This is a genomic window from Streptomyces coeruleorubidus, assembly GCF_008705135.1.
GTDB lineage: Bacteria > Actinomycetota > Actinomycetes > Streptomycetales > Streptomycetaceae > Streptomyces > Streptomyces coeruleofuscus.
Genome location: NZ_CP023694.1, coordinates 379,842 through 401,860 on the forward strand (window position 1 = coordinate 379,842; position 22,019 = coordinate 401,860).

The 22,019-nt window shown below is 71.3% G+C and carries 16 protein-coding genes; 6 read left to right on the top strand and 10 right to left on the bottom strand.

Annotated elements, in window-relative coordinates; genetic code table 11:
• Positions 1 to 124: 124 nt before the first annotated feature.
• On the top strand, positions 125 to 1,798 hold the full coding sequence (locus CP976_RS01850) for an NAD-dependent malic enzyme (protein WP_150478693.1): 1,674 nt from the start codon (positions 125 to 127) through the stop codon (positions 1,796 to 1,798).
• Positions 1,799 to 1,873: 75 nt separating this feature from the next.
• Positions 1,874 to 2,788, top strand: coding sequence for an RNA polymerase sigma factor SigJ (gene sigJ, locus CP976_RS01855; protein WP_150478694.1), 915 nt, complete (start codon positions 1,874 to 1,876; stop codon positions 2,786 to 2,788).
• Positions 2,789 to 2,805: 17 nt separating this feature from the next.
• Here sigJ and CP976_RS01860 read toward each other — a convergent pair whose 3' ends face one another.
• On the bottom strand, positions 2,806 to 3,543 hold the full coding sequence (locus CP976_RS01860) for an SDR family oxidoreductase (RefSeq protein WP_150478695.1): 738 nt from the start codon (positions 3,541 to 3,543) through the stop codon (positions 2,806 to 2,808).
• 174 nt (positions 3,544 to 3,717) lie between these two features.
• On the opposite strand from CP976_RS01860, the gene CP976_RS01865 reads away from it, so the two are divergent.
• Entirely contained in the window at positions 3,718 to 4,995 is a 1,278-nt protein-coding gene (locus tag CP976_RS01865) for an alginate lyase family protein (RefSeq protein ID WP_150478696.1), read from the top strand.
• Between the two features lie 16 nt (positions 4,996 to 5,011).
• Here CP976_RS01865 and CP976_RS01870 read toward each other — a convergent pair whose 3' ends face one another.
• From CP976_RS01870 to CP976_RS01885, 4 genes are all read right to left on the bottom strand, one after another.
• The gene (locus CP976_RS01870; RefSeq protein WP_150478697.1) at positions 5,012 to 6,244 is read right to left on the bottom strand and encodes a glycoside hydrolase family 88 protein; all 1,233 of its coding nucleotides are present in this window, start codon (positions 6,242 to 6,244) and stop codon (positions 5,012 to 5,014) included.
• 40 nt (positions 6,245 to 6,284) lie between these two features.
• Positions 6,285 to 8,174, bottom strand: a complete 1,890-nt coding sequence (locus tag CP976_RS01875; protein ID WP_190146952.1) for a glycoside hydrolase family 97 protein — start codon at positions 8,172 to 8,174, stop codon at positions 6,285 to 6,287.
• Positions 8,175 to 8,198: 24 nt separating this feature from the next.
• Positions 8,199 to 10,514 (bottom strand): glycosyl hydrolase family 95 catalytic domain-containing protein, encoded by a 2,316-nt coding sequence (locus CP976_RS01880; protein ID WP_150478698.1) that lies wholly within the window; start codon positions 10,512 to 10,514, stop codon positions 8,199 to 8,201.
• 158 nt (positions 10,515 to 10,672) lie between these two features.
• A complete protein-coding gene (locus CP976_RS01885; protein ID WP_150478699.1) occupies positions 10,673 to 11,668 on the bottom strand; it encodes an Lrp/AsnC family transcriptional regulator in 996 nt (331 codons plus the stop codon).
• A gap of 119 nt (positions 11,669 to 11,787) precedes the next feature.
• Here CP976_RS01885 and CP976_RS01890 point away from each other — a divergent pair, with 119 nt between their 5' ends.
• Genes CP976_RS01890 through CP976_RS01900 form a run of 3 tightly spaced genes read left to right on the top strand, consistent with a single transcriptional unit; the run spans position 11,788 to position 15,793 of the window.
• Positions 11,788 to 13,107, top strand: a complete 1,320-nt coding sequence (locus tag CP976_RS01890) for an Nramp family divalent metal transporter (RefSeq protein WP_150478700.1) — start codon at positions 11,788 to 11,790, stop codon at positions 13,105 to 13,107.
• Positions 13,104 to 14,555 (top strand): amidase, encoded by a 1,452-nt coding sequence (locus CP976_RS01895; RefSeq protein ID WP_150478701.1) that lies wholly within the window; start codon positions 13,104 to 13,106, stop codon positions 14,553 to 14,555. The genes CP976_RS01890 and CP976_RS01895 overlap by 4 nt, the downstream gene beginning before the upstream one ends.
• A complete protein-coding gene (locus tag CP976_RS01900; RefSeq protein ID WP_150478702.1) occupies positions 14,552 to 15,793 on the top strand; it encodes an NAD(P)/FAD-dependent oxidoreductase in 1,242 nt (413 codons plus the stop codon). Before CP976_RS01895 ends, CP976_RS01900 begins: the two co-directional genes overlap by 4 nt.
• 7 nt (positions 15,794 to 15,800) lie before the next feature.
• Here CP976_RS01900 and CP976_RS01905 read toward each other — a convergent pair whose 3' ends face one another.
• From CP976_RS01905 to CP976_RS01925, 5 genes are all read right to left on the bottom strand, one after another.
• Positions 15,801 to 17,540, bottom strand: a complete 1,740-nt coding sequence (locus CP976_RS01905; protein WP_150478703.1) for an amylo-alpha-1,6-glucosidase — start codon at positions 17,538 to 17,540, stop codon at positions 15,801 to 15,803.
• A gap of 78 nt (positions 17,541 to 17,618) precedes the next feature.
• Positions 17,619 to 18,443: a carbohydrate ABC transporter permease gene (locus CP976_RS01910; RefSeq protein WP_150478704.1), complete on the bottom strand. Its 825-nt coding sequence runs from the start codon at positions 18,441 to 18,443 to the stop codon at positions 17,619 to 17,621.
• Positions 18,440 to 19,426, bottom strand: coding sequence for a carbohydrate ABC transporter permease (locus CP976_RS01915; RefSeq protein WP_150478705.1), 987 nt, complete (start codon positions 19,424 to 19,426; stop codon positions 18,440 to 18,442). The genes CP976_RS01910 and CP976_RS01915 overlap by 4 nt, the downstream gene beginning before the upstream one ends.
• Before the next feature lie 10 nt (positions 19,427 to 19,436).
• Entirely contained in the window at positions 19,437 to 20,678 is a 1,242-nt protein-coding gene (locus tag CP976_RS01920; RefSeq protein ID WP_150478706.1) for a sugar ABC transporter substrate-binding protein, read from the bottom strand.
• Positions 20,679 to 20,810: 132 nt separating this feature from the next.
• A complete protein-coding gene (locus tag CP976_RS01925) occupies positions 20,811 to 21,833 on the bottom strand; it encodes a LacI family DNA-binding transcriptional regulator (protein ID WP_150478707.1) in 1,023 nt (340 codons plus the stop codon).
• Positions 21,834 to 22,019: the final 186 nt, after the last annotated feature.

A 22,019-nucleotide genomic window follows, 5' to 3' on the forward strand; every position in this document is an offset into this window, starting at 1 on the left:
TTACGGAGAGGTAGACCGGGCGCCGCGCCGGAACTCATCGGTGCGCCGGGAACCGGCACGGCCCGTCGGCCGAACAGCGCAAGTCGCCTGCACGAACCGGTGAGTCCAGGGAAGGCGTCACCCCATGGACCAGACCCAGCACCCCCGCACGACCACCAGTCCCGCCCTCACACCCCTGGCCGACCCGCTCGTCAACAAGGGCACCGCCTTCAGTCGGCAGGAGCGCGCCGAGCTCGGTCTCGACGGGCTGCTGCCGCCCGCCGTGGAGACCCTGGACGAGCAGGTCGCCCGCGCCTACGAGGCGTTCCACGGCTACGACAAGCCCCTCAACCGGCACATCTACCTGCGTCAGCTCCAGGACACCAACGAGGTGCTCTTCTACCGTCTGGTCACCGAGTACCTGGAGGAACTGCTGCCCGTCGTCTACACGCCGACGGTGGGTGAGGCCTGCCAGCGTTTCAGCGAGATCTACCGGCGGCCGCGCGGGCTGTTCCTGACGTGGGAGGACCGGCACCGCTTCCGGGACATCTTGCGCAACCGCCCGCACCGCGACAAGGACGTGGACGTCATCGTCGTCACCGACGGGCAGCGCATCCTCGGCCTGGGCGACCAGGGCGTCGGCGGGATGGGCATCCCGATCGGCAAGCTCAGCCTCTACACGGCGATCGGTGGCATCCACCCCGCCCGCACCCTGCCGATCCTGCTGGACGTCGGCACGGACAACGAGGACCTGCTCGGCAACCCGCGCTACCTCGGCCGGCGCGCCCGCAGGCTGACCGGCGCCGATTACGACGAGATGATCGAGGCGTTCGTCTCGGCGGTGGAGGCGGAGCTGCCCGGCACGCTGCTCCAGTGGGAGGACTTCGCCACCGCCCACGCGTACCCGATCCTCGCCCGCTACCGGGACCGGCTGCTCACCTTCAACGACGACATCCAGGGCACGGCGGCCGTCACGCTCGGCGCCCTGTCCACCGCCGCGAACGTGTCCGGCACTCCGCTGTCCGAGCAGCGCCTGGTGATCCTGGGCGCGGGGTCGGCCGCCATCGGTGTCGCCGACATGATCCGGACGGCCATGATCGAGGAGGGCCTGTCCGAGGACGAGGCCACGGCACGGTTCTGGATCCTCGACGTCGACGGCCTGCTGGTGCGCTCGCGCACGGAACTGACGCCGCAGCAGCGGATGTTCGCGCGCGACGACAGCGAGGTGAACGGCTGGGACGGCACCGGCCTCGCGGAGGTGGTGCGCCGTGTCGAGCCGACGGCGCTCATCGGGCTGTCGACGGCTCATGGCGCGTTCACCGAGGAGATCGTGCGGCAGATGGGCTCGACCTGCGAACGGCCCGTCATCTTCCCGCTCTCCAACCCCACTTCCCACTCCGAGGCCGATCCGGCGGACCTCACCCTCTGGACCGACGGCCGGGCGCTGATCGCCACCGGCTCACCCTTCCCTCCTCTCACGGTGGACGGACACGAGGTGCCGGTGGCGCAGTCGAACAACGTGTACGTCTTCCCGGCCATGGGGCTCGCGGTGACGGCGAGCCGGGCCACGCGCGTCACCGACCGCATGATGGTGGCCGCCGCCCGGGCCGTCGCCGAGTGCGCGGTACGGGCGGCGCACGGAGACGACGGCCCCGTACCGCTGCTGCCGCCCCTGAACGGGATGCGCGAGTCCGCTCGCGAGATCGCCCTGGCGGCGGCTCTCGCCGCCGTCGAGGACGGGGTCGCTCCGCGGGCGACGGAGGAGGAGCTGCGCAAGGCAGTGGCGCAGGCGCAGTGGACACCCCGTTACGAGGGCTGAGCACCGCCACGTGCGCCGGCTCGGAGGGTCGTACTGTCTGAGGCACGACGGTCGACCCGCGGAGGCATCGGCAGCATGGACCAGGGACAGCCCCTCACCGACGGCGCGCTGAACGCGGCGGCGGACGCCTTCGAGCGCCTGCGTCCCCGGCTGTTCGGTATCGCCTACCGCGTTCTGGGCAGTGTGTCCGAGGCCGAGGACGTGGTGCAGGACGTGTGGCTGCGCTGGCAGGGCGCCGACCGTGGCGCCGTGCTGGATCACGGGGCGTTCCTGGCGAAGATCACCACACGTCTGGCGATCAACGTGGCCCAGTCGGCGCGGGTCCGCCGCGAGGCGTATGTGGGGCCCTGGCTGCCGGAGCCGGTGGACACCAGTGTGGATCCGCAGGTCGGCGCGGAACGGGGCGAGGCGCTGGAGCTGGCCGTGCTGCTGGTCCTGGAGCGGCTGAACCCCGTGGAGCGGGCTGCCTATGTGCTGCGGGAGGCGTTCGACTACGCGTACGACGAGATCGCGGGCATGCTCCAGTTGAGCCAGGCCAATACGCGCCAGATCGTCAGCCGGGCCCGCAAGCGTCTGTCCGCCGAGCGCCGTGAACCGGTCGACTCGGCACAGCACCGGCGCTTGCTGGAAGCCTTCGTCGCCGCCGCACGGCACGGTGATGTCGCGGCGTTGGAGAGCGTGCTGTCGGCCGACGTCGTCGCCTACGCGGACGGCAACGGCATGCGCGGCGTGGCACGGCTGGAGATCGTGGGGCCCGAGCGCGTGGCCAGGGTCACCGCCTTCGCCCGGAAGTTCTTCCCCGGGGCCGAGTACGGCATCGTCGAGGCCAACGGACGGCCCAGCCTGCTGCTCGCCCGGGACGGGGCCGCCGTCGCCCTGGTGAGCGCCACCGTGGGACCGGCCGGCATCGACGGGCTCTACTGGGTCCTGGCGCCGGACAAGCTGAGGGCGTACGAGCGGTCGGCGCGCAGGCTCACCGACCGCCCGTAGCGGACGACGGACGGCGGTCAGTTCCGCTTGACCCACTCCTCGTAGCGGGTGGACGCGAGGTGCGCGGTGCCGTCGCCGGTGAGTACGTCGGGCATGCCGGCGAACAGGCCGGCGGTCTCGTCGGTGACGACGGTGCGGCCGTCCGGCTTCGCCGCGAGGGTGAGTTCACCGAGCCGGTCGAGCCGGTGCACTTCGGGTCCCGCGATGTTCCTGATGCCGTTCGACGGTTCGCCCTGGGCGGCCTCGGCGACGGCCGCCGCCACATCGGCTGAGGCGATCGGCCGCAGCCGCGTGGACGGCAGCCGCACCTCACCGGCCTGGGTGGACATGTTCATCACCGGGGCGACGAACTCGAAGAACTGGGTGGCGCGCACGATGCTGTAGGGCACGCCGCTGCCGCGCACGGCGTTCTCCTGGGCGACCTTGGCCTCGTAGTAGCCGTAGCCGGGCACCTGGTCGACGCCGACGATGGAGAGCGCGACATGGTGGCGGACGCCCGCCTCCTTCTCGGCCGCGAACAGGTTCCGTGCCGAGCGGGTGAAGAAGTCCAGCGCCGGCTCGGTGTCGAAGGACGGCGAGTTGGACACGTCCACGACCACGTCAGCGCCCTTGAGTGCTTCGGTCAGTCCCTCGCCGGTGAGGGTGTCGACCCCCGTGGAGGGAGCGGCGGCCACGGCGTCGTGCCCCTGGTCGCGCAGCAGCGCGACCACCTGCGAGCCGATGAGTCCGGTACCGCCGACGACCACGATCTTCATCACTGTCTCCGTTTCACTGAGGGGTTGACTCACCAGAGAGACAGGGCTGGGCCCGGATCTGTGACAGCCACCCAGGCCTGCGAGCCCTCTTCCCCGCGTGAAGCCGGCGTGACATGCTCATGTAACCCACCACCTGAACGTTGTTCACAGTCATGAACTCCAAGGGAGTGGATCATGAGGGCAAGATCTCGATTAGGCGTTCTGCTGATGGTTTTCGCCGCGCTCGTCACGGGAGCCGTCCCCGCCGCCTCGGCCCGGGCTGAGGCCGAGCACACGTACCGCATCCCGCACACCGCCGTCATGGACGGCGCCCGTCTGCACCGGACCAAGATCCGGCTGGAACACGGGGATCCCCGACTCCGGCGCGCCGTCGAGGTGTTGCGGGGACGTGCCGACAGATGGCTGCACCAGGGGCCGTGGACCGTGGTGGACAAACCCCGGGCCGCCCCCAGCGGAGACCTCCACGACTACCTCAGTCAGGCTCCGTACTGGTGGCCCACCAAGACCCCGGCTCCGGACAATCCGTGGGGCTGCCCGTACGTGCAACGCGACGGCGAGCGCAATCCCGAGGTCGACTCCGGCACCGACCGGCAGGACGTCGAGAAGACCTTCGACTCCGCCTACGACCTCTCCCTCGCCTGGTACTACACCGGCGACGCGCGGTACGCCGAGAAGGCCGGGCAGGTGCTGCGCACCTGGTTCCTCGATCCGGCCACGAGGATGAACCCGAACCTGAACCACGCGCAGTTCATCCCGTGCAAGTACGACGGTCGCGCCATCGGCATCATCGACTTCTCTCAGTCCTACACCAGCGTCCTCGACGCGCTCGCCCTCCTGGCGAGCGGCGCCCCGGGCTGGACCGCGAAGGACCGCAGGGGCATGGCCCACTGGAACACCGCCTTCCTCGACTGGCTCAGGAACAGCGACTTCGGCAAGCAGGAGGCCGCCGCCACCAACAACCACGGCACCTTCTACGACCTGCTGGTCGCCGGCCTCGCCTACGCGACCGGCGACCGGGAACTGGCCCGCCGAACGGTCCTCGACGCCCGGCACAAGCGCATCGCACCGCAGATCGCGGCCGACGGCAGCCAGCCCCAGGAGCTGACCCGGACCAGGAGCTGGCACTACTCGACGTTCACGCTGGTCGCCCATGCGCGGCTGGCGGCGATCGGCCGGAATGCCGGCGTGGATCTATGGGCCCACCAAGGGCCGGAGGGGGAGAGCCTGTTCAAGGCGGTCGGCTACCTCCTGCCCGCCGCGACGGGAGCCGCCGCCTGGCCGCATCCGGAGCTTCAGTTCCGCCGGTACGCGGCGACCGACGTCGTGCACGCGGCGGCCGATGCCGGGGACAGGCGGGCGCAGCGGGCCGTCCGGTCGCTGGAGGAGCCGCCGGGCGGGGACTTGTGGGTCCTGCGCCCGGCGGCGGAACAACTGGACTCCATCGCGGGCTGAGCGGCGCTCCGGCCGGTCAGACCGTGGAGAGGTCGATCGCCCGGTCCACGTCCTGCGGCCGAAGCACCCGCAGGATGCCTTCCAGCAGGTAGTAGTCGGCGTACGGGAGGGAGATCTCGATGCCGTCCTCGGCCGGGCGGTTGCGGGTGCAGCGGGCCACCACCGCTTCCGCCCGGGCCGAGTTCTTCGTCAGGCAGGTCTGGGCCAGTGCGGTGAGCAGCCGGAGCGCCACGTCTCGGTAGGCCTGTCTGCCGGTGGCGGCGGACAGGTCGAGCAGCCCGCAGGCGGTGATCGCTCCGGCCGACGCGTCCTTGATGTCGTGGGGCTGCTGCGGCGCGCGGTAGTCCCACACCGGGACGTGGTCCGGGGTCAGTGCTCCGACCGCGTAGTCCGCGAGTCTGCGGGCGGTGCTCAGGAAGTCCCGGTTCCCGGTCCTCCGGTACATGGTGGTGAAGCCGTACAGTCCCCACGCCTGACCGCGCGACCAGCAGGACGTGGGGCTGTACCCCTGCACGGTGTTCGGGCCGAGGGGCGCGCCGCTGTCCGGGTCGAAGTCGTAGACGTGCGGCGTCGATCCGTCCGGGCGGGGAAAGACCCGCCGGGTGGTCTCCGCGTGTTCCACGGCGATGTCCAGGTACGTGTCGTCCCCGGTCTGCCGACTCGCGAACGCCAGCAGGTCGAGGTTCATCATCGTGTCGATGATGACGCGGCCGGCGTTCTTCGGATCGTTCAGCGCGCCCCACGCCCTGATGAAGCGCCCGCGCGGGTTGTACCGCTGGATGAGGGAGTCGGCCGCCCGCAGGGCGCCCGTCCGCCAGGCTTCGTCGCCGGTCAGCCGCCAGGCGGTGACCCAGGACGGGTAGAAGAGGAAGCCGAGGTCGTGCGTGCCGGTGTCGTGCTGGCGAGGGGCCAGCTTCCGTGCCGAGACCAGGGCCTGTGTGCGGAAGGCCTCTTCCTCGCTGTAGAGCCATGCCATCCACAGCGTGCCCGGCCAGAATCCGCCGACCCAGTCGCCGTTCTGGGAGTAGACCCACTTCTCGAACTTGGTGCCGACGGGGAAGGCGGTCACGTTCGGTGCGACGGCGGCGACCTTCTCGACGGCGTAGTCGACCGCCGCGCGGAGTTTGCGCAGGGTGGGTGCCGGGGTGGGGCCGGCGGTCGTGTCCGCGGCCGCGGCAGGTGCCGCGGAAGCGCATATCGCTGCGGCGCCTGCCGCTGTGGCCAGCACGGTACGCCGGGAAACACTCATGCTGATCCCTCCAACTCGGTATTCACGCAGGTGAACGGGTTCAGCGGTGGCAGGTGGTGACACCCGGACGCCAGGGACAGGCGATCCCGGCGAAGCCGCCGTTCGCGATCACGTCCACGGCGAACGTGTCGCCGCCGCGCAGCACCTGTCGGTTCCTGACGAGCCCGTCGGCACCGTCCTGGATCGTTTCGACCAGCCACTTCCCCGAGCCGATGGTCAGCGGTACCTCGGCCTTGCGGGCGGGCCCGGCGTACACCCCTCCCAGGAACCAGCGGTCGCCGCTGCGGCGGGCGAGCACGGCTTCGCCGCCCGGCCGGCCGGCGAGCAGCCGGGTGTCGTCCCACGCGGCGGGGACCTGGTCGAAGTAGTCCCGGGCGAGCGGCCGGGCGTCGTACGACTCGGGGGTGCCCGCGAACATCTGGAGACCCGACTCGTAGGCGACGGTGAGCCCGACCTCGGCCGCGTCGGAGTTGGGGCGCAGGCCGACGCGCTGGAACGCGCCGGGGGTGAAGTCCATGGAACCGATGACATTGCGGGTGAAGGGCAGGGTGGTGAGGTGGGCGGCGGTGTTGGTCCGCTTCTCCTCGCCGGCGACGCCCTCCAGGGTCATGACGTGGGGCCAGGTGCGCTGCATGCCCTTGGGGATGGTCGAGCCGTGGAAGTTCACCATGAGGTGGTGGGCGGCCGTCTCCCTCAGGACGGCGTCGTACCACTGGAGCGTGGTCTGCGCCTCGGAGTCCATGAAGTCGATCTTGACTCCCTTGACGCCCCACCGCTCCAGCGTGGGCAGCCACTGTGCGCGTTCCTCGGGTGTGTCGAGGTCGCGCTGGTGGATCCAGACGATGATCCCGACACCCTTGGCGCGGGCGTGGTCGACGAGCTCCGGCATCCAGCTGTTGGTCTGCCAGTCCGGGTCCGTGACGTCCCACTCGTCGGCCTTGAAGTACCAGCCCGCGTCGACGGCCTCGTAGGGCCAGTTCCGCTCGGCGGCGTAGTCGACGTAGGCCTTCTGCGCGGCGAGGCTCTGCCCGGCCGGGCGGCCACCGGCGAGCCAGGTCCACAGCACGGTCCCGGGCCTGATCCAGGACGGGTCGGCGACCTTGGAGGCGGGAGCGAGGTCGTCGGTGAAGGTCGACCGGGTGACGGTGGCCAGGTCGCCGGTGACCATGGCGCGCCAGGGGGTGGCCAGGGGGCCGTCGGTCTTCACCCGGTCGTCGGCCAGCTCGACGCGGTAGGTGCCGGTGCCCTTGTCGTGGGCGAGGCGGGCGCCGGAGTAGGCGCCGGTGAGGTCGGACTCGGCGAGCAGGGTGTACCCGCCGTCGGTCGCGAACAGCGCCTGGGGCGAGTACGCGCCGGTGGGGGCCGTGGCGGCGGTGTACTCGGTGAACTGGCCCTCGTTGTCGGGCCGGTAGGTGCCCAGCCACGCGCCGGCGTCGGGTGGCAGGTTGAAGGCGGAGGTCTCGCCGAGCACGTCGCCGTGTCCGGCGGGCAGGACGTAGCGGTAGGCGACGCCGTCGGCGGCGGCGCGGACCAGCAGGTCGAGCCGGGCGCCGGCGGGGGTGGCGAAGGACAGGCGGGTCTCGTTCATGCGGACCCGGCGGTCCAGCCGCTTGCCCGACCTGGTGCGGTAGCGCTCCTCGACCGTCCGGTTCTTGCCGCGGAGGAAGCGCAGGTCCTTGGAGAAGTCGGCCCGTTCGGTGACGATGCCGACGGGCGACGGCTCGATGACCGTACGGTCGCCACGGGTCACCGACAGGCTGAGTGTGCCGGTGGTGTCGTCCAGGGCTATCCGTGCGCGGGGTGCGTTCGCGGCGACGGTCACCGTCCAGGCGTGCTCCCGCTGCTCGGCCCCGGCGGGAGCGGTGGTGAGGAGGGTGGCCGCCAGTGCGGTGCACAGCGCGGCGACCACGGTTCTGATCGGAACAGCCATGTGAACCTCCGAGGTGTGCGGTGATTACGGCAGTCCCCAGGCCGGACCCGGTTCGCCGACGGTGACGGGCGCGATGACGAGGTCGGGGCGCGATCCGGAGTGGACGAGCACCTCGCGGCCCTTGGGCAGGTCGATGGCGAGGGTGCCGCCGCCCAGGTCGCGGGTGCGGGCCGGGGTGCTGTCGTCGAGCAGCACGGTGAGGGTGCCGGTGAGGCCGTGCCGGAGCTTGAGCGGCTCGCCCGCCAGGCTCTTGATCCGGATGAACCGGGTGGTCCCCTTCTTGCGGACGGCGCTGACCAGGAAGGCGCCCTGGGTGCGGAAGTCGTGCAGGGTGACGTCCGCCCATGCGGTCGGGACGGCCGGGAAGACGCGGATCACGCCGCCCCAGCTCTGGCAGAACATGTCGTGCAGGGACTGCGAGGCGGACAGCGGCGTCTCGATGACCGGGCCGGCCTCGGTGTAGTGGGTGTTGGCCTGGCAGGGGTAACGGGTGGAGGTGTCGAAGAACTTCCGTAAGTAGCCGATCGCCGTGTCACCGTCGCCGGTCATCGCGTAGATCGAGGCGGCGCCGGTGTAGCTGTAGCCGCGGTGGGCGCCGGTCAGCGCGTGCCAGTGCTCCACGGACTTGGTGATCAGGTCGCGGTTCTCGGGCTGGTCCCAGTTGACGAGGTACAGCGGGTACACCATCAGCAGGTGCGAGTAGTGCCGGTGGGACCGCTCGTACGGCGTGTCGGCGCCGATCATGAAGCCGTTGTCGTCGACCGGATAGGGCGTGAGCTTGGCCAGCACCTCCCTCCAGCGCGGGGCCAGGTCGTCGTCGATGCCGAGGAGTTCGGCGGACTCGATGAGCGTCTGGCAGGCCCAGCGGATGAGGGCCAGGTCGTAGTTGGTGTCCTGCGGGGGTACGACGGGGTACTCGGGCGAGAGCGTGCTCGGCAGGTGGAGCTTGCCGTCGCTGCCCGGGGTGAGGAAGTGCAGGTAGTAGTTGACGGCCCGGCGCAGGACGGGGAAGAGCGTGTCGCGCAGGAGGGCCTTGTCCATGGAGTGCCGGTAGGACAGCCACACGTTGTGCAGCGCCCAGGCGAGGTTGCCGACCTCGGTGCCGCTGCCGGGCCTGCCCACTCCCCGGTTGGCGAACATGTCGGAGCTGCGGCCGACGCCCGAGCTGTCGGCGCGGTAGGCGGTGGGCACGTTGGCGATGAGCTGTTCCTGGTTCTGGCGCAGGGTGGTGGCGAGTGCGTCGAGTTCCAGGTGGTTGGAGCCGTGAATGAGCCAGTACTCCAGCTGGACGTTGAGGTTCCACCAGACCGCGGGCCATGGGGTGGGCTCCAGCCACGGGCCGGAGGTGGCCATGACCGGGCCGCCGGCCCGGCTGGCGGAGGCGACCTTGTAGAGCTGGATCCAGTGGAAGCTCTGGAGCCGCTGGTCGGGGAACGAGACGAAGCTCTTCTTGTAGAAGGCGTTCCACCAGCGGATGTGCCGTCGCCGGAGGGTGCCGTAGGACCCGGCGCGCCGCAGGTTGCGCAGCGAGTCGGTCTCGGCCGCGGTGGTGGAGGGGGCGCTGTGCCCGACGCTGAGCAGCAGTTCGTCGCCGTCGCGCCGGTAGGCGGTGGCGGTCTGGGCGCCGGTGAGGGGCTGGAGCACCTGCTCGGTGCCGTCGGCGGCGGTCTTCGTGGTCCAGGGCGGGTTGGGGATGTAGTCGGCGGGCGGGGTCTCCTGGATCTTCCGGGGGCTGATGGCCTCCTCGGGGTGGAAGGTCCAGACGGCGCGCTCGCCGCCGGTGGCCCGCACCCGGACGGCGAGTACCTCGTCGTGGATGAGGGCGGAGAGGGTGAGCCTGCCGGCGGTGGTCGTGACGGTGCCGGTGAGTTCGGCGTTCCACAGGCTCAGCCGCCAGTCGACGGCGGTGATGGTGCCGGCCGGTTCGAGCGTGAGGTGTCCCACCGGAAGCCGGCAGGTGCCCCAGCCGCTGCCGAACTCGGGGCGGTGGTCCTGCACTCGGCCGTGCTGGACGGTGAAGCGGACCTGGTTGGCGTCCGGCTCCCGGTAGATCATGCTGCCGAGCAGCCCGTCGCCGAGGAACGGGCCCTCGTACCAGCGGGTGGGCAGCTTGGTCCACAGCAGGTCCTGGCCGCGCAGGAACGTCGACCAGGCGCTGTCGGTGGTCATCGTGTCGCGGAGCTTCCAGGGGCGTCTGCCGCCGGCGTCGGACGGCACCCGCCCGGTGAGTTCCTGGGCTCGGGCCGTGCCGGGCAGGGCCGCCGCCGCGGCGCCTGAGAGGGCGGTGCCGAGTACGGCTCTGCGGGCCACCTTCGAACGTTGCTCCGGCTGTGAGGTCATCGTGTCCTCCAGACCTGACGGATCATCGATACATCGGGTGTATCCGGGAACCTAAGCAGCGTTCATGCACCTGTCAATGACGTGAACGGGGCCCCTGCGAATGAAGCCTCCGATGTATCGAGGAGACTCAGCCCCGTTCGCCCGGCCTGAACAGGACGTCAGTCACGCAGCCACGGCGCGAGCATCCCGCCCCGTTTCAGCGAGCCGAGGACCATCGACACATCCACCGACACCGCCTCGCGCAGCCACGGGGAACGCGTGACGAAGTCGTGGAGCGCCACCTCGTCCGGAAACGCGGTCAGAACCAGCAGCTGGCGTTCGCCGGTGAGGAAGCTGACGTACCGGACGTGCGGGGACTCGGCGAGCGCCGCCGTCACCGCGTCGACCTGCGCCGGCACGGCCCGCACCCACAGCACCGCCTCCACCGGCAGCCCGAGCAGCACCGGTTCGATCACGGCACGGACGCGGACCCGCCCCGCCCTGCGCAGGGCGCCCAGCCGGCGCCGGGCGGTGGCCTCGGACACCCCGGACACCCGGGCCAGTTCGTCGAACGTGCACCGCCCGTCCTCGGCCAGGGCGTGCACCAGGAGCCGGTCGGCGCGGGAGAGTTCCCCGACGCCGTCGAACGCGGGTGACACGTCCGCCGACGCCGGGGCGGCACCCGTCCCGTCGGTGAGGGCGGCGATCTCGGCGTCGGTGAGCAGGCCCGCGTGCCACTCGCGAATCGTCCGCACGTGCCGCAGCACCGGGAGTGTCAGCGTCCGTACGACCCCCGGCAGCCCCGGGAGTTCGTCCATGACGAGCCCTGCGAGACGGTCGCGCGGGCACTGCACCTCCGCGACGCAGTCCCAGGTCCCGGTCAGGACATGGGCGAAGGCACAGTCGGGCCGACGCGCCAGCGCGGTGGCGACCACACGGGCCTGGCCGGGCGCGCAGCGCACTCCGATCACGGTGCTGCGTCCGCGCACCGCCATGGCGCCGATCCGTACCAGCCCGGAGTCCAGCAGCCGGGTGCCCCGCCGGACGACGGTGCGTTCCGGTTCTCCGAGCGCCGTCGCGATGCGGTGCCACGAGGCACGGCCGTCGATCTGAAGCGCGCTGATGATGCGCCGGTCCAGCGAATCGGCCACGAAGCCGGTGTGCGGTGCGTCCATCGGCCTGAGCGTATGGCTGATTCCGTCGATTTCACAGGGAATCTTGTTCCCATCCGTCGGCCTGGCCGACTCTACCGGGAAGCCGGACCACGCTTTCCCTATCCCCGGAGGTGGCCGACGTGACCGCGACACCCGGAAGTCCCCCTCACCCGCCCGCGGCTGCTCCGTCCCCCGAGTCCTTCCCCGCCCCCGCCACCCGGCGCGGGCGGCTGTCCGTCCTCGGGCCGGGGCTGGTCCTGGCGGCCGCCAGCGTGGGCGCCGGCGACATGGTGACGTCGCTGGCGGGCGCCGCCGGATACGGCATGGCCCTGCTGTGGGCGATCCTCATCGGCGTCGTGCTCAAGTACGCGCTGACCGAAGCGGTGGGACGCCTCTATCTGGCGACCGGGCTGACGGTGATCGCGAGCCTGCGCTCGGCCGCCCGCTGGCTCCCGTACGCCTTCTTCGCGTTCGTCCTGGTCATCGGGCTGCTGTACGGGGCGGCCCTGGGCTCGGTGGCGTCGCTCGCGCTGTCGACGCTGTTCCCCGCGCTGCCGGTGAGACCGATGGCCCTGGTGATCGCGCTGGCGTCGGCCGGGATCGTGTACGTGGGCCGGTACTCGCTGTTCGAGCGGGTGATGAGCGGGTTCATGCTGGCCAAGTTCGTCGGCATGGTCGTGCTGGCCGTGGTCACGCTGGTGACCATGGACGACCCGTCCGGACTGGTGTCCTCGCTGCGGCCGCGGCTGCCGGAGGGCGACGTGATCACCGTGCTGGCGCTGGTCGGCGGGGTGGGCGGCACGGCCGGAGTGGCCTCGTACAGCTACTGGGTGCGGGAGAAGCGCTGGCGGCACGCGAGCTGGCTGCCCGTCATGCGGGCCGACACGGCGATGAGCTACACGGTGACGTTCCTGTTCGTGGTGTGCACCTCGATCGTGGGCACCGGCCTGCTGTACGGCAGCGGCCGGACGATCACCGGCAACGACGGACTCGCCGCACTGGCCGAACCGCTCGGCGCGGATATGGGGTCGGCGGCCCGGGTGCTGTTCCTCGGCACCTTCTTCCTCGTGACCCTGAGCGCCCTGGTCGGCGGTTTCAACGCCCTGTGCTATCTGCTGGCCGACTCGCTGCGCACCCTGCGCGCAGTGCCGGACGACGAGGCCGAGCGGCACATGGGCCAGCGCAGCCTTCCGTTCCGCCTGTTCGTGGTCTACTGCGCGGCCACGTCCGTGGCGGTGACCTTCGCCGGGAAGCCGGTCCCTCTGCTGCTCACCTACGCGGCCGTGGGCTCCCTCGTCCTGCCGCTGCTGTCCGGGGCTCTGCTGGTCCTTCTCAACCGGCGCGGCCTTCAGCCGCCGTACCGCAACAAGACCCTTTCGAACGTGCTGCTGTCGGGCTCCTTCGCCCTGTTCGGGGTGCTCGCCGTCGTGCAGCTCAAGGAAACCCTGGGAGGACTGTGAACCCCGCCGACGTGTGCTTCAGCACCGCGACCGAGCTCGCCGCGGCCCTGCGGCGCCGTGAGATCTCCGCCCGCGAGGTCGTCACCGCCCATCTCGAACGGATCGACCGGGTGAACCCGTCGGTGAACGCGATCGTCACCCTGGTCGCCGACCGAGCGCTCGAGGCAGCGGCCGACGCGGACGAACGGGCCGTCTCACACGCCGAGTTGGGGCCGCTGCACGGGCTGCCCGTCGCGCACAAGGACCTCCACGACACCGCGGGCATCCGCACGACCTACGGCTCCCCCGTCCTCGCCGACCACGTCCCGGCCCGGGACCACCTGGTCGTCGAGCGCCTCAAGCGGGCCGGGGCCATCACGCTCGGCAAGACCAACGTGCCCGAACTCGGCATGGGTTCGCACACCGTCAACCCCGTCTTCGGCGCGACCCGCAACCCCTACGACCTCTCGCGCAGCGCCGGCGGCAGCAGCGGCGGGGCCGGGGCCGCGCTCGCCTGTGGCATGCAGCCGATCGCCGACGGCAGCGACACCGGCGGCTCGCTGCGCAACCCGGCGTCCTTCAACAACGTGGTGGGCCTGCGCCCCTCCCCCGGCCGGGTCCCCTCCTGGCCCGACAAGGCGCCGTGGGGGCAGCTCTCGGTCAAGGGCCCCATGGCGCGGACCGTGCAGGACGTCGCCCTGACGCTGTCGGTGCTGGCCGGGCCGGATCCGCGCAGCCCGCTCGCCCTGGAGACGCCGGGCTCCCTGTTCGCCGGCCGGCTCGACGGCGATGTCCGCGGGTGGCGGGTCGCCTGGTCGCCCGACCTCGGCGGGAGCGTGCCCGTCGACCCGGAGGTCCGGGACGTGGTGCGCGGCGCGGTGGAGGTGTTCGCCGCGCTGGGCTGCGAGGTCGAGGAGGCCTGCCCCGACCTGTCCGGCGCCGACGAGGCGTACCTCGTCCAGCGCGCCTGGCAGATGGAGCTCGCGTACGGGCCCCTGCTGGACGAGCACCGGCACCGCATGGCCCCGGACGTCGTCTGGAACATCGAGGAGGGCCGCAAGCTCACCGGCCCGGACCTGGGCCGCGCCCAGCTCCTCCAGGCCGCGCTGTTCCACCGGGTGCGCGAGTTCTTCGGGACCTACGACGTCCTGCTGCTGCCGGTGAGTCAGGTCGCACCCTTCGACGTCCGCCTCCCTTACCCGGCCTCGGTGGACGGCATCGCCATGGAGACGTATCTGGACTGGATGCGCTCGGCCGGCCTGATCTCGATGACCGGCTGCCCGGCGCTGTCGGTCCCGGCCGGCTTCACGCCGGCCGGGCTGCCGGTCGGGCTCCAGGTGGTCGGGCCGCACCGGGGGGATGCGGCCGTGCTGAGGGCGGGGTACGCGTTCGAGCAGGCGACACGGTTCGGGGAACGGCGGCCGGACGTCGCGGTGAGCACGGGCATGGCGGAAGGCGGCCGGTCATGAGCCCGCGCAGTGTCGTGGTGGTGGGCGCGGGCATGGCCGGGCTGGCGACGGCCTGGTTCCTCCAGGAGGCCGGCGTCGAGGTCACCGTGGCCGACCGGCGGGGCGTAGCGGCCGGCGCGTCGTGGGGCAACGCGGGCTGGCTGTCCCCCGCGCTGACCGTTCCCCTGCCCGAACCGGCCGCCCTGAAGCTGGGGTTGCGCACGCTGCTCTCCCCCGCCTCCCCGCTCTACATACCGCCCCGGCCGGATCCGCGGCTGGCCCGCTTCCTGCTGGCGTTCACCCGGAACTGCACCCACCAGCGCTGGCAGGTGGCGATGGCCGCACTCGCCGCGCTGAACCGCGGGGCGCTCTCCGCCTACGACGATCTGGCCCGGGGCGGGATCACCGAGCCGACGCGCACGGGCGAGCCGTGCCTGATCGCCTTCACCTCCGCGGCCGGCCGGGCCCCGCTCGTGGCGGAGCTGGACGCGGTGCGCGCGGCGGGGCAGGAGGTCGACTACGACCTGCTCACGGGTGCCGAGGCGCGCGAGTCGGAGCCCGCGCTGTCGTCGCGCGTCGACGCGGCCGTACGACTGCACGGCCAGCGTCACCTCGACCCCGGGGCGTTCGTCGCAGCGCTGGCCGACGCGGTCCGCGGCCGGGGCGGGAAGATCGTCACCGGCCTGGAGGTCACCCGGGTACGGGATCTGGGCACCGGGGTCGTCGCCCTCGCCCGGGACGGCACGTCCGTGCGGGCCGACGCGGCCGTCCTCGCCCCGGGAGCCTGGCTCGGCCGCCTGGCCGCGCCCTTCGGTGTACGCACCCCGGTGCAGTCCGGACGCGGCTACAGCTTCTCCCTGCCCCCGGCCGGGCTGCCCACCCGGCCCACGTACTTCGCCGAGCGTCGGGTGGTCTGCACACCCCTCGGGGACCGGGTGCGGGTGGCGGGAATGATGGAGTTCACGGCACCGGACCGCCCCGCGGACCCCCGCCGTATCGAGGCGATCGTCGACTCGGTCCGTGATCTGCTGCCCTCCGCCGACCTCACCCACCGCACCGACGAGTGGGTCGGCCCCCGCCCGTGCACCGCGGACGGCCTGCCCCTGGTCGGCCCGACCCGCTCGCCCCGGGTCCACGTCTGCGGCGGCCACGGCATGTGGGGCATCGCCCTCGGCCCCCTCACCGGCAAGTTGCTGGCGGAGTCGGTCGTCACGGGCCGTGGGGCCGCCGAGTTGACGGCGCTGCATCCGCTGCGGTGACGCACGGTCAGTGGCTGCCCCGGTGTGCGTGTGCTTCGGCGAGGAGGAGGTAGCTCGCGGCGGTCCAGGTGTAGGCGCGGTCGCGCAGGCCCGTGCCGGTGAGGGCGTCGAAGTTCTCGGCGAAGCCGTGGGTCTCGCACAGGGCGCGGAAGCGGGCGCTGATGTCGTCGGCGAGCCGGTCGTGTCCGGCGCGGCGCAGGCCGTCCTCGATGAGGACGGTGGCGGGGGCCCAGACGGGGCCGCGCCAGTAGCCGTCGGAGAGGTAGTGCGGTGAGGTGGGCAGCTCGGTGGCGAGGCCGTACGGGGTCAGATGGGCCTTGATGTGGTCGGCGAGCGCGCTGCCGACCTCGCCGGGCAGGTGCTCGCCCAGCACGATGGGCATCAGGTCGAGGAGGCTGGAGCTGCTCCAGGTGTCTCCGGTGGCGGCTCCCCGGGCGACGAACCGTTCGCCGGTCCAGAGTTCGTCCAGCAGCGCCGACTGGATCTCGTGTGCCGTGCGCGTCCACCGGCCCGCCTCGTCCGGCTTGCCCAACTCGGCGGCCAGATAGGCAAGTTCATGCAACTGGAGGGCGAGGAAGGCGGCCAGGTCGGCGGTGACGACCACCCGCTCGGGGTCGAAGGTCGTGGCGTTGTCCCAGCCGCTGTCGTTGCCGTGCTGGTAGTGGGGCAGGGCGGCGCCGGGTGCGCGCCGAGCGGTGAGCCAGAAGTGCGTCCAGCGTTCCAGCCGGTCGTATGTCCCGGCGAGTTCCGCCCGGCTGGGAGGTGTCGGCAGCCGGCGGCGCAGACGGCCGGACGCCCAGCCGTGGATGGGCGGTTTGACGAAGTTGTGGAGGACCTCGGAGTGGGTGACGGAGTCGGGCAGGGCCCCGCTGTCGTCCTGGTGGTCGAAGGGCAGGGCGAACTGGTCCATGGCCAGCCCGGGACAGCCCGGGGCCAGGGCCAGGGCGTTGAAACAGTGGTCCCAGCTCCAGACCTTGTCCATCCAGTGCTTGGACATGAGGACGGCAGGCCGGGAGACGAGTCCGGCCGGGCGTACGGTCGCCGACCACAGGACGTAGGCGGCGAGTTCGGCGGCCGGGGTGGCGGACGACCGCCAGGGGGCCACCGCGTCGACGAATTCCGCGAAGGCTCCGCGTGCCGCCGCCACGATCTCGCCGAAGGCGGCCGAGAGCGCGTACGGCGGGCGAGCGGTGTCGATCTCCTCTACGGCGATCTCCCACCCGCCGTCCGCCGCCGCGGTCAGGGCGAGGCCGCGGTCACCGCCGCCCAGGGCCTGGGCCCCGGCGGTGTGGGCGATCCGGCCGGACAGGATGGTGACGCGGTAGCGGCGCCCCGTCTCGTACGACGTGAACACGTGCGCGTCCGCGGCCGGGTCGTGGAAGAAGTACGTCCCGCTGAACGGCGTCAGGACCTGCGCGCCCGCGAAGACTCCGATGTCCAGGCCGCTGCCCCGCAGGCGAACGGTGTCCGGCGACTCGTAGGCGAGGTCGACGCGCCCGGCCGGGCCGACCCAGCTGAGCAGTCCCGGTGTCGCCTCGACACGGGCGCCGGCACGCTCGCCGGTCTCCGGGTCCAGGGGGACGAGGCGGAGGACGGCGTGCATGCCGTTCTGGTGCGAGACGAGGTGGAGGTCCTCGGCGTACGTCTTCTCCGCCACCACGGGTGAGATGCCGAACCAGGATCCGAACGTGCTGAACGGGATGTCGTGGACGGAGAAGGCGGGTCCGGACGACGGGGCGGCGGTCATGGAGGCGTGACTCGTTTCTCGAGCAGGGATCGTCGGTGGATGCAGGGACCGTCGGTAGAAGGGAAGGTCCGCGGGAGGTCAGTCCTTGACGGCTCCGGCGGTCACGCCGGCGGCGACATAGCGCTGGGCGAGGACGAGGATGACCGCGGCGGGCAGTGAGGCCACGACGGCGGTGGCCATGATGGCGTTCCACTCCTGGTTGTTGTTGCCGATGTACTGGTAGATGCCGAGGGTGATCGGCTGGTGGGCGCCGCCGCTGGCGAGGGTGCTGGCGAAGACGAAGTCGGACCAGGACCACAGGAACGCGAACAGGGACACCGTGACGACGGCGTTGCGGCTCATCGGCAGCACGATGGACCGGAAGGTGCGCAGGGCCCCGGCCCCGTCGGTCTTCGCGGCCTGGAGCAGTTCGCCGGGGATGCCGGACATGAACGCGGTGAAGATGAGGACGGCGAAGGGGACGGCCAGGGTGGAGTCGGCGACGATCAGGCCGGGGACGGACTGGAGCAGGCCGAGCTGGAGGTAGATGGCGTAGAAGCCCATCGCCATGATGATGCCGGGGATCATCTGCGCGACCAGGAAGAGGAAGCCGAGCAGACCGCCGCCGCGCGGGCGGAGTTTGGCCAGGGCATAGCCGGCGGGCGCGGCCAGTGCCACGGTCAGGACGACGGTGCCCAGGCCGATGACGAGGCTGGTGCCGAGGTAGGGCAACTGCTGGTCGAGGACGGCCCGGTAGCCCTCCAGGGTGGCGTCGGCCGGGAACAGGTCCGGGGGCGACTTGCGCATGTCCTGGTCGCGGGTGAAGGACACATTCAGCATCCAGTAGACCGGGAAGAGCATGATTCCGGTCAGCAGCAGACCGGTGGCCGTCTTCCACCACGTGCGGCTGGGGCTTCGGTTCATGACAGCGCCTGCTTTCGCTGGACCCGGATGTAGACGAGGCCGAACACCAGGGCGGCGACGACGAGCAGGTTGCCGACGGCCGCTCCGGGGCCGAAGGCGGGCAGGAGGTTGCCGAAGCCGAGCTGGTAGGACCAGGTGGCGAAGGTGGTGGACGAGTCCGCGGGGCCGCCCTTGGTCATGATCCAGATGATGTCGAAGACCTTGAGCGTGTAGACGAGGCCCAGCAGCAGGGTGATCGCGGATACGGGGCGCAGCAGCGGGAAGGTGATGCGCCAGAACCGCTGCCAGGAGTTCGCCCCGTCCAGTGCCGCGGCCTCGTACAGGCTGGCGGGGATGGACTGGAGGCCGCTGTGGAGCACGACCAGGTTGAAGGGGACGCCGATCCAGATGTTGGCGATGATCACCGAGGTCAGTGACCAGGACGGTGAGGTGAGCCAGTTCACCGGGTCGACGCCGACGGTGCTCAGCAGGGCGTTGACGATGCCGGAGTCGCTGTTGAGCATCCACGACCAGGTGGAGGCCGACACGATCAGCGGCAGGAGCCACGGCACCAGGAACAGTGCCCGCAGGGTCGCCGAGAGCCGGAAGTGCTGGTGGAAGAAGACCGCCAGGGCCAAGCCGATGGCGTACTGGAAGACCAGGCACACGGCGGTGAAGACCACGGTGTGGAGCAGGGCCGGGGCGAAGGTCGGGTCGTCGAGGATCTTCCCGTAGTTCTCCAGGCCCGTGAACGGTGCGTCACCCTGGACAAAGGAGCGGACGGTGTAGTTCCGCAGACTGAGGTCGATGTTGCGGTAGAGCGGATAGGCGTAGAAGAGGACGAGGTAGAGGGTCACCGGGGTGAGGAAGGCCCAGGCGGCCCACTGCTGGGAGGCCGGCCGGCGTCGTGTCGCGGCACGGGCCGGGGGCGGGGCGGGTGCCGCCGCCGTCCCGGTCGGTGTGCGCACGGTCCGGTGGTCCGGCGGATGTGCCGTCTGCTTCATCGGACCCATGTCACTTGACCGCGGCCTGCGCCGACGTCAGCGCGTCCTCGGGCGATTTGGACCCGCTGAGGGCGGACTGGACGGCCTTCCACAACTGCTCGGAGATCTTCGGGTACTTGGTGCCCAGGTCGTCGCTGGTGCGTCCCCTGGCCGCCTTGACCGCGTCGACCCAGGCCTTCAGGTCGGCGTTCGCCGCCACCTGCTTGTTCTGGACCTCGGTGGTGGGAGCGACGTAGGACAGGGTGGTGTCGGTGTCGTACAGGTTCTGGGTGCTGGTCAGGCAGGTCGCCAGCTTCTGGGAGGTGGTGTAGCGGCCGGTGTCGTCCTGCACCGGGAGGGTGACGAACTCGCCGCCGGTCGGGGCGGCGGCGTTGCCCCCGTCGGAGCCCGGGATCGGCAGGACGCCGTACTCGAAGCCCGCCTTCTCGGCGTTGGCGAGCTGCCAGGTGCCGTTCTCGGCGAACGCGTAGTCCCCGCCGGCGAACTCCTGCCAGCTGGTCGTCTGGGTGTTGTTGATGACCGAGTTGGGGGCGTAGCCCTTCTTCAGCCAGTCCTGCCACAGCGACAGCGCGGAGACGGCCTTGTCCGAGTCGAGTTCGGTGAGCTGGGCGCCGGAGCCCCAGAACCAGGGCAGGAACTGGAAGCTGCCCTCCTCCGTACCGATCGCGGAGAACGTGATGCCCTTCTTGCCGGCCTTCTCGACCTTCGCGAGGGCCGCCGTCAGCGACTTCCAGTCCTTGACCGAGGCGATGTCCACCCCGGCCTCCTTCAGCACCTCCTTGTTGTAGTAGAGGGCGAGGGTGTTGGCGCCGATCGGCGTGCCGTACGTCTTGCCGCCCGACTGGCCCGCCGCGAGCAGGTTGGGGTCGACCTTGGAGGTGTCGAGCTTGTTGTCGTCGGTCGTGGTGAGCACGCCCGCCTCGGCCAGGGTCGAGACGACGGGGTTGTCGACGATGAGGACGTCCGGGGAGTTGCCCTGCTGGGCCGCGAGCAGCGTCTTGTTGGCCAGATCGCTGGTGTCGAAACCGGTCCGCTTGATCTTCACGCCGGCCTGGGTGCCGCACTTGTCCAGCAGCTTCGTCCAGGCCGAGCCCTTGGCGAACTGCGGGTACGGGTCCCAGACCGTGTAGGTGCCGCTGTCGGCGTCCTTGGCGTCGGTGCTGCCCGCGCCGGAGGAGCAGGCGGTGCCGACGACGGCGACGACGGTCGACAGGGCCACGGTGGCGAGGAGCCGTCTCGAGGAGCTGTGCATGGCGGGTCCTTCGTTCTCGGCATACGGGTGCCGTGGGAGAGGTGACGAGGGGTGTGCGGGTACGCCGAACGGCGGTGGCGTACCTGGTGAAGTGAGAAGGGTCCGGGGGGTTCGAGGGTCAGGCGTTCGGGGTCAGGCGGAGGGCGTACCGCCGGCGGGCCCGGTACTCGCCCGCAGGGAGATGGGTGGTGCGAGAAGGTGGTGCCGAGGCGGCGCGCCGGGGTGGTCGAGCCGTTCGATGAGCAGGTCGACGGCGCGACGGCCCATCTCCTCGGCCGGTACGTCCGCCGCGGTGAGCTGCGGGGTCACCGTCTCCGCCCACCGGCCGGCCACGACTCCGGTGACGGAGAAGTCGCGCGGTACGTGGCGGCCCGCCTGGGCGAGCCCTCGGTACAGGCCGCCCAGCGCGGCCTCGTTCAGCGTGACCAGGCCCGTGGTCGCCGGGTCGTCGTGCAGGATCCGCTCCAGGCACGCCTGACCGGACGCGGCGTCGTCCCCGCAGCAGTATGTGCGCACGGTCAGCCCGCGCTCGGCCGCTGCCTTGGTGAACCCCTCCAGGCCCCGGTGCGCGGACTCGTATCCCGCCCGCAGGAGCTGCTCCGGCCGGTTGACGAAGGCGACCCGGCGGTGACCGAGGTCGGCGAGATGGTGGACGCACGCCGCCGCCAGTGCGGTGTGGTCCAGGCCGACCCACCAGCCGCTCTCCGGGTGCGCGGTGCGGCCGATGGCGACGGCGGGGAAGTCCAGCTCGGCCAAGTGGTCGACCCGGTCGTCCTTCAGCCTGATCTCCATCAGGATCGCGCCGTCGACCCGCCGCTCCCCCAGCAGCCGCTGGAACGAGCGGTCGCTGTCCACGCCGCTCGGGGACAGCAGCACGTCGTAGTCATGGGCGGCGGCGGCTTCGACGACACTGCCGATGAAGTCGAGCTGCATGCCGGTGTAGTGGTTCCCGGCGGGCGGGAAGACCAGGCCGATCGTGCTGGTCCGGCCGTTGGCCAGGGCGCGTGCGCTGGCGTTGGGCCGGTAGCCCAGCTCGTCGATGACGTCCTGGATCTTCCGGCGTGTCTCGTCCGACACCGGACGTTTGCCGCTCAGCGCGTACGACACGGTGCTCCGCGAGACACCGGCCCGCCGGGCGATCTCACCGATGTTCACGGGGAACTCCTTGCGTGGGCTGTCGAACCGATGGTTGTCGAACCGGTTCGCGTGAAGTGAAGCTAGGAACTGCCCGGGCAGCTGTCAACACCCCGCGCAGCACTTCTTGTGCTGCGGCAGGGGTATTGCTGGGGGATTTCGCCGGTGCTAACTTCCTGCGAACCGGTTCGACGGGCGGCCGTCTCT

Bases quoted from the DNA above. Each gene is read 5' to 3' on its own strand.
- CP976_RS01850 (WP_150478693.1), top strand. From the start codon at position 125: ATGGACCAGACCCAGCACCCCCGCACGACCACCAGTCCCGCCCTCACA.
- sigJ (WP_150478694.1), top strand. From the start codon at position 1,874: ATGGACCAGGGACAGCCCCTCACCGACGGCGCGCTGAACGCGGCGGCG.
- CP976_RS01860 (WP_150478695.1), bottom strand. From the start codon at position 3,543: ATGAAGATCGTGGTCGTCGGCGGTACCGGACTCATCGGCTCGCAGGTG.
- CP976_RS01865 (WP_150478696.1), top strand. From the start codon at position 3,718: ATGAGGGCAAGATCTCGATTAGGCGTTCTGCTGATGGTTTTCGCCGCG.
- CP976_RS01870 (WP_150478697.1), bottom strand. From the start codon at position 6,244: ATGAGTGTTTCCCGGCGTACCGTGCTGGCCACAGCGGCAGGCGCCGCA.
- CP976_RS01875 (WP_190146952.1), bottom strand. From the start codon at position 8,174: ATGGCTGTTCCGATCAGAACCGTGGTCGCCGCGCTGTGCACCGCACTG.
- CP976_RS01880 (WP_150478698.1), bottom strand. From the start codon at position 10,514: ATGACCTCACAGCCGGAGCAACGTTCGAAGGTGGCCCGCAGAGCCGTA.
- CP976_RS01885 (WP_150478699.1), bottom strand. From the start codon at position 11,668: ATGGACGCACCGCACACCGGCTTCGTGGCCGATTCGCTGGACCGGCGC.
- CP976_RS01900 (WP_150478702.1), top strand. From the start codon at position 14,552: ATGAGCCCGCGCAGTGTCGTGGTGGTGGGCGCGGGCATGGCCGGGCTG.
- CP976_RS01905 (WP_150478703.1), bottom strand. From the start codon at position 17,540: ATGACCGCCGCCCCGTCGTCCGGACCCGCCTTCTCCGTCCACGACATC.
- CP976_RS01910 (WP_150478704.1), bottom strand. From the start codon at position 18,443: ATGAACCGAAGCCCCAGCCGCACGTGGTGGAAGACGGCCACCGGTCTG.
- CP976_RS01915 (WP_150478705.1), bottom strand. From the start codon at position 19,426: ATGAAGCAGACGGCACATCCGCCGGACCACCGGACCGTGCGCACACCG.
- CP976_RS01920 (WP_150478706.1), bottom strand. From the start codon at position 20,678: ATGCACAGCTCCTCGAGACGGCTCCTCGCCACCGTGGCCCTGTCGACC.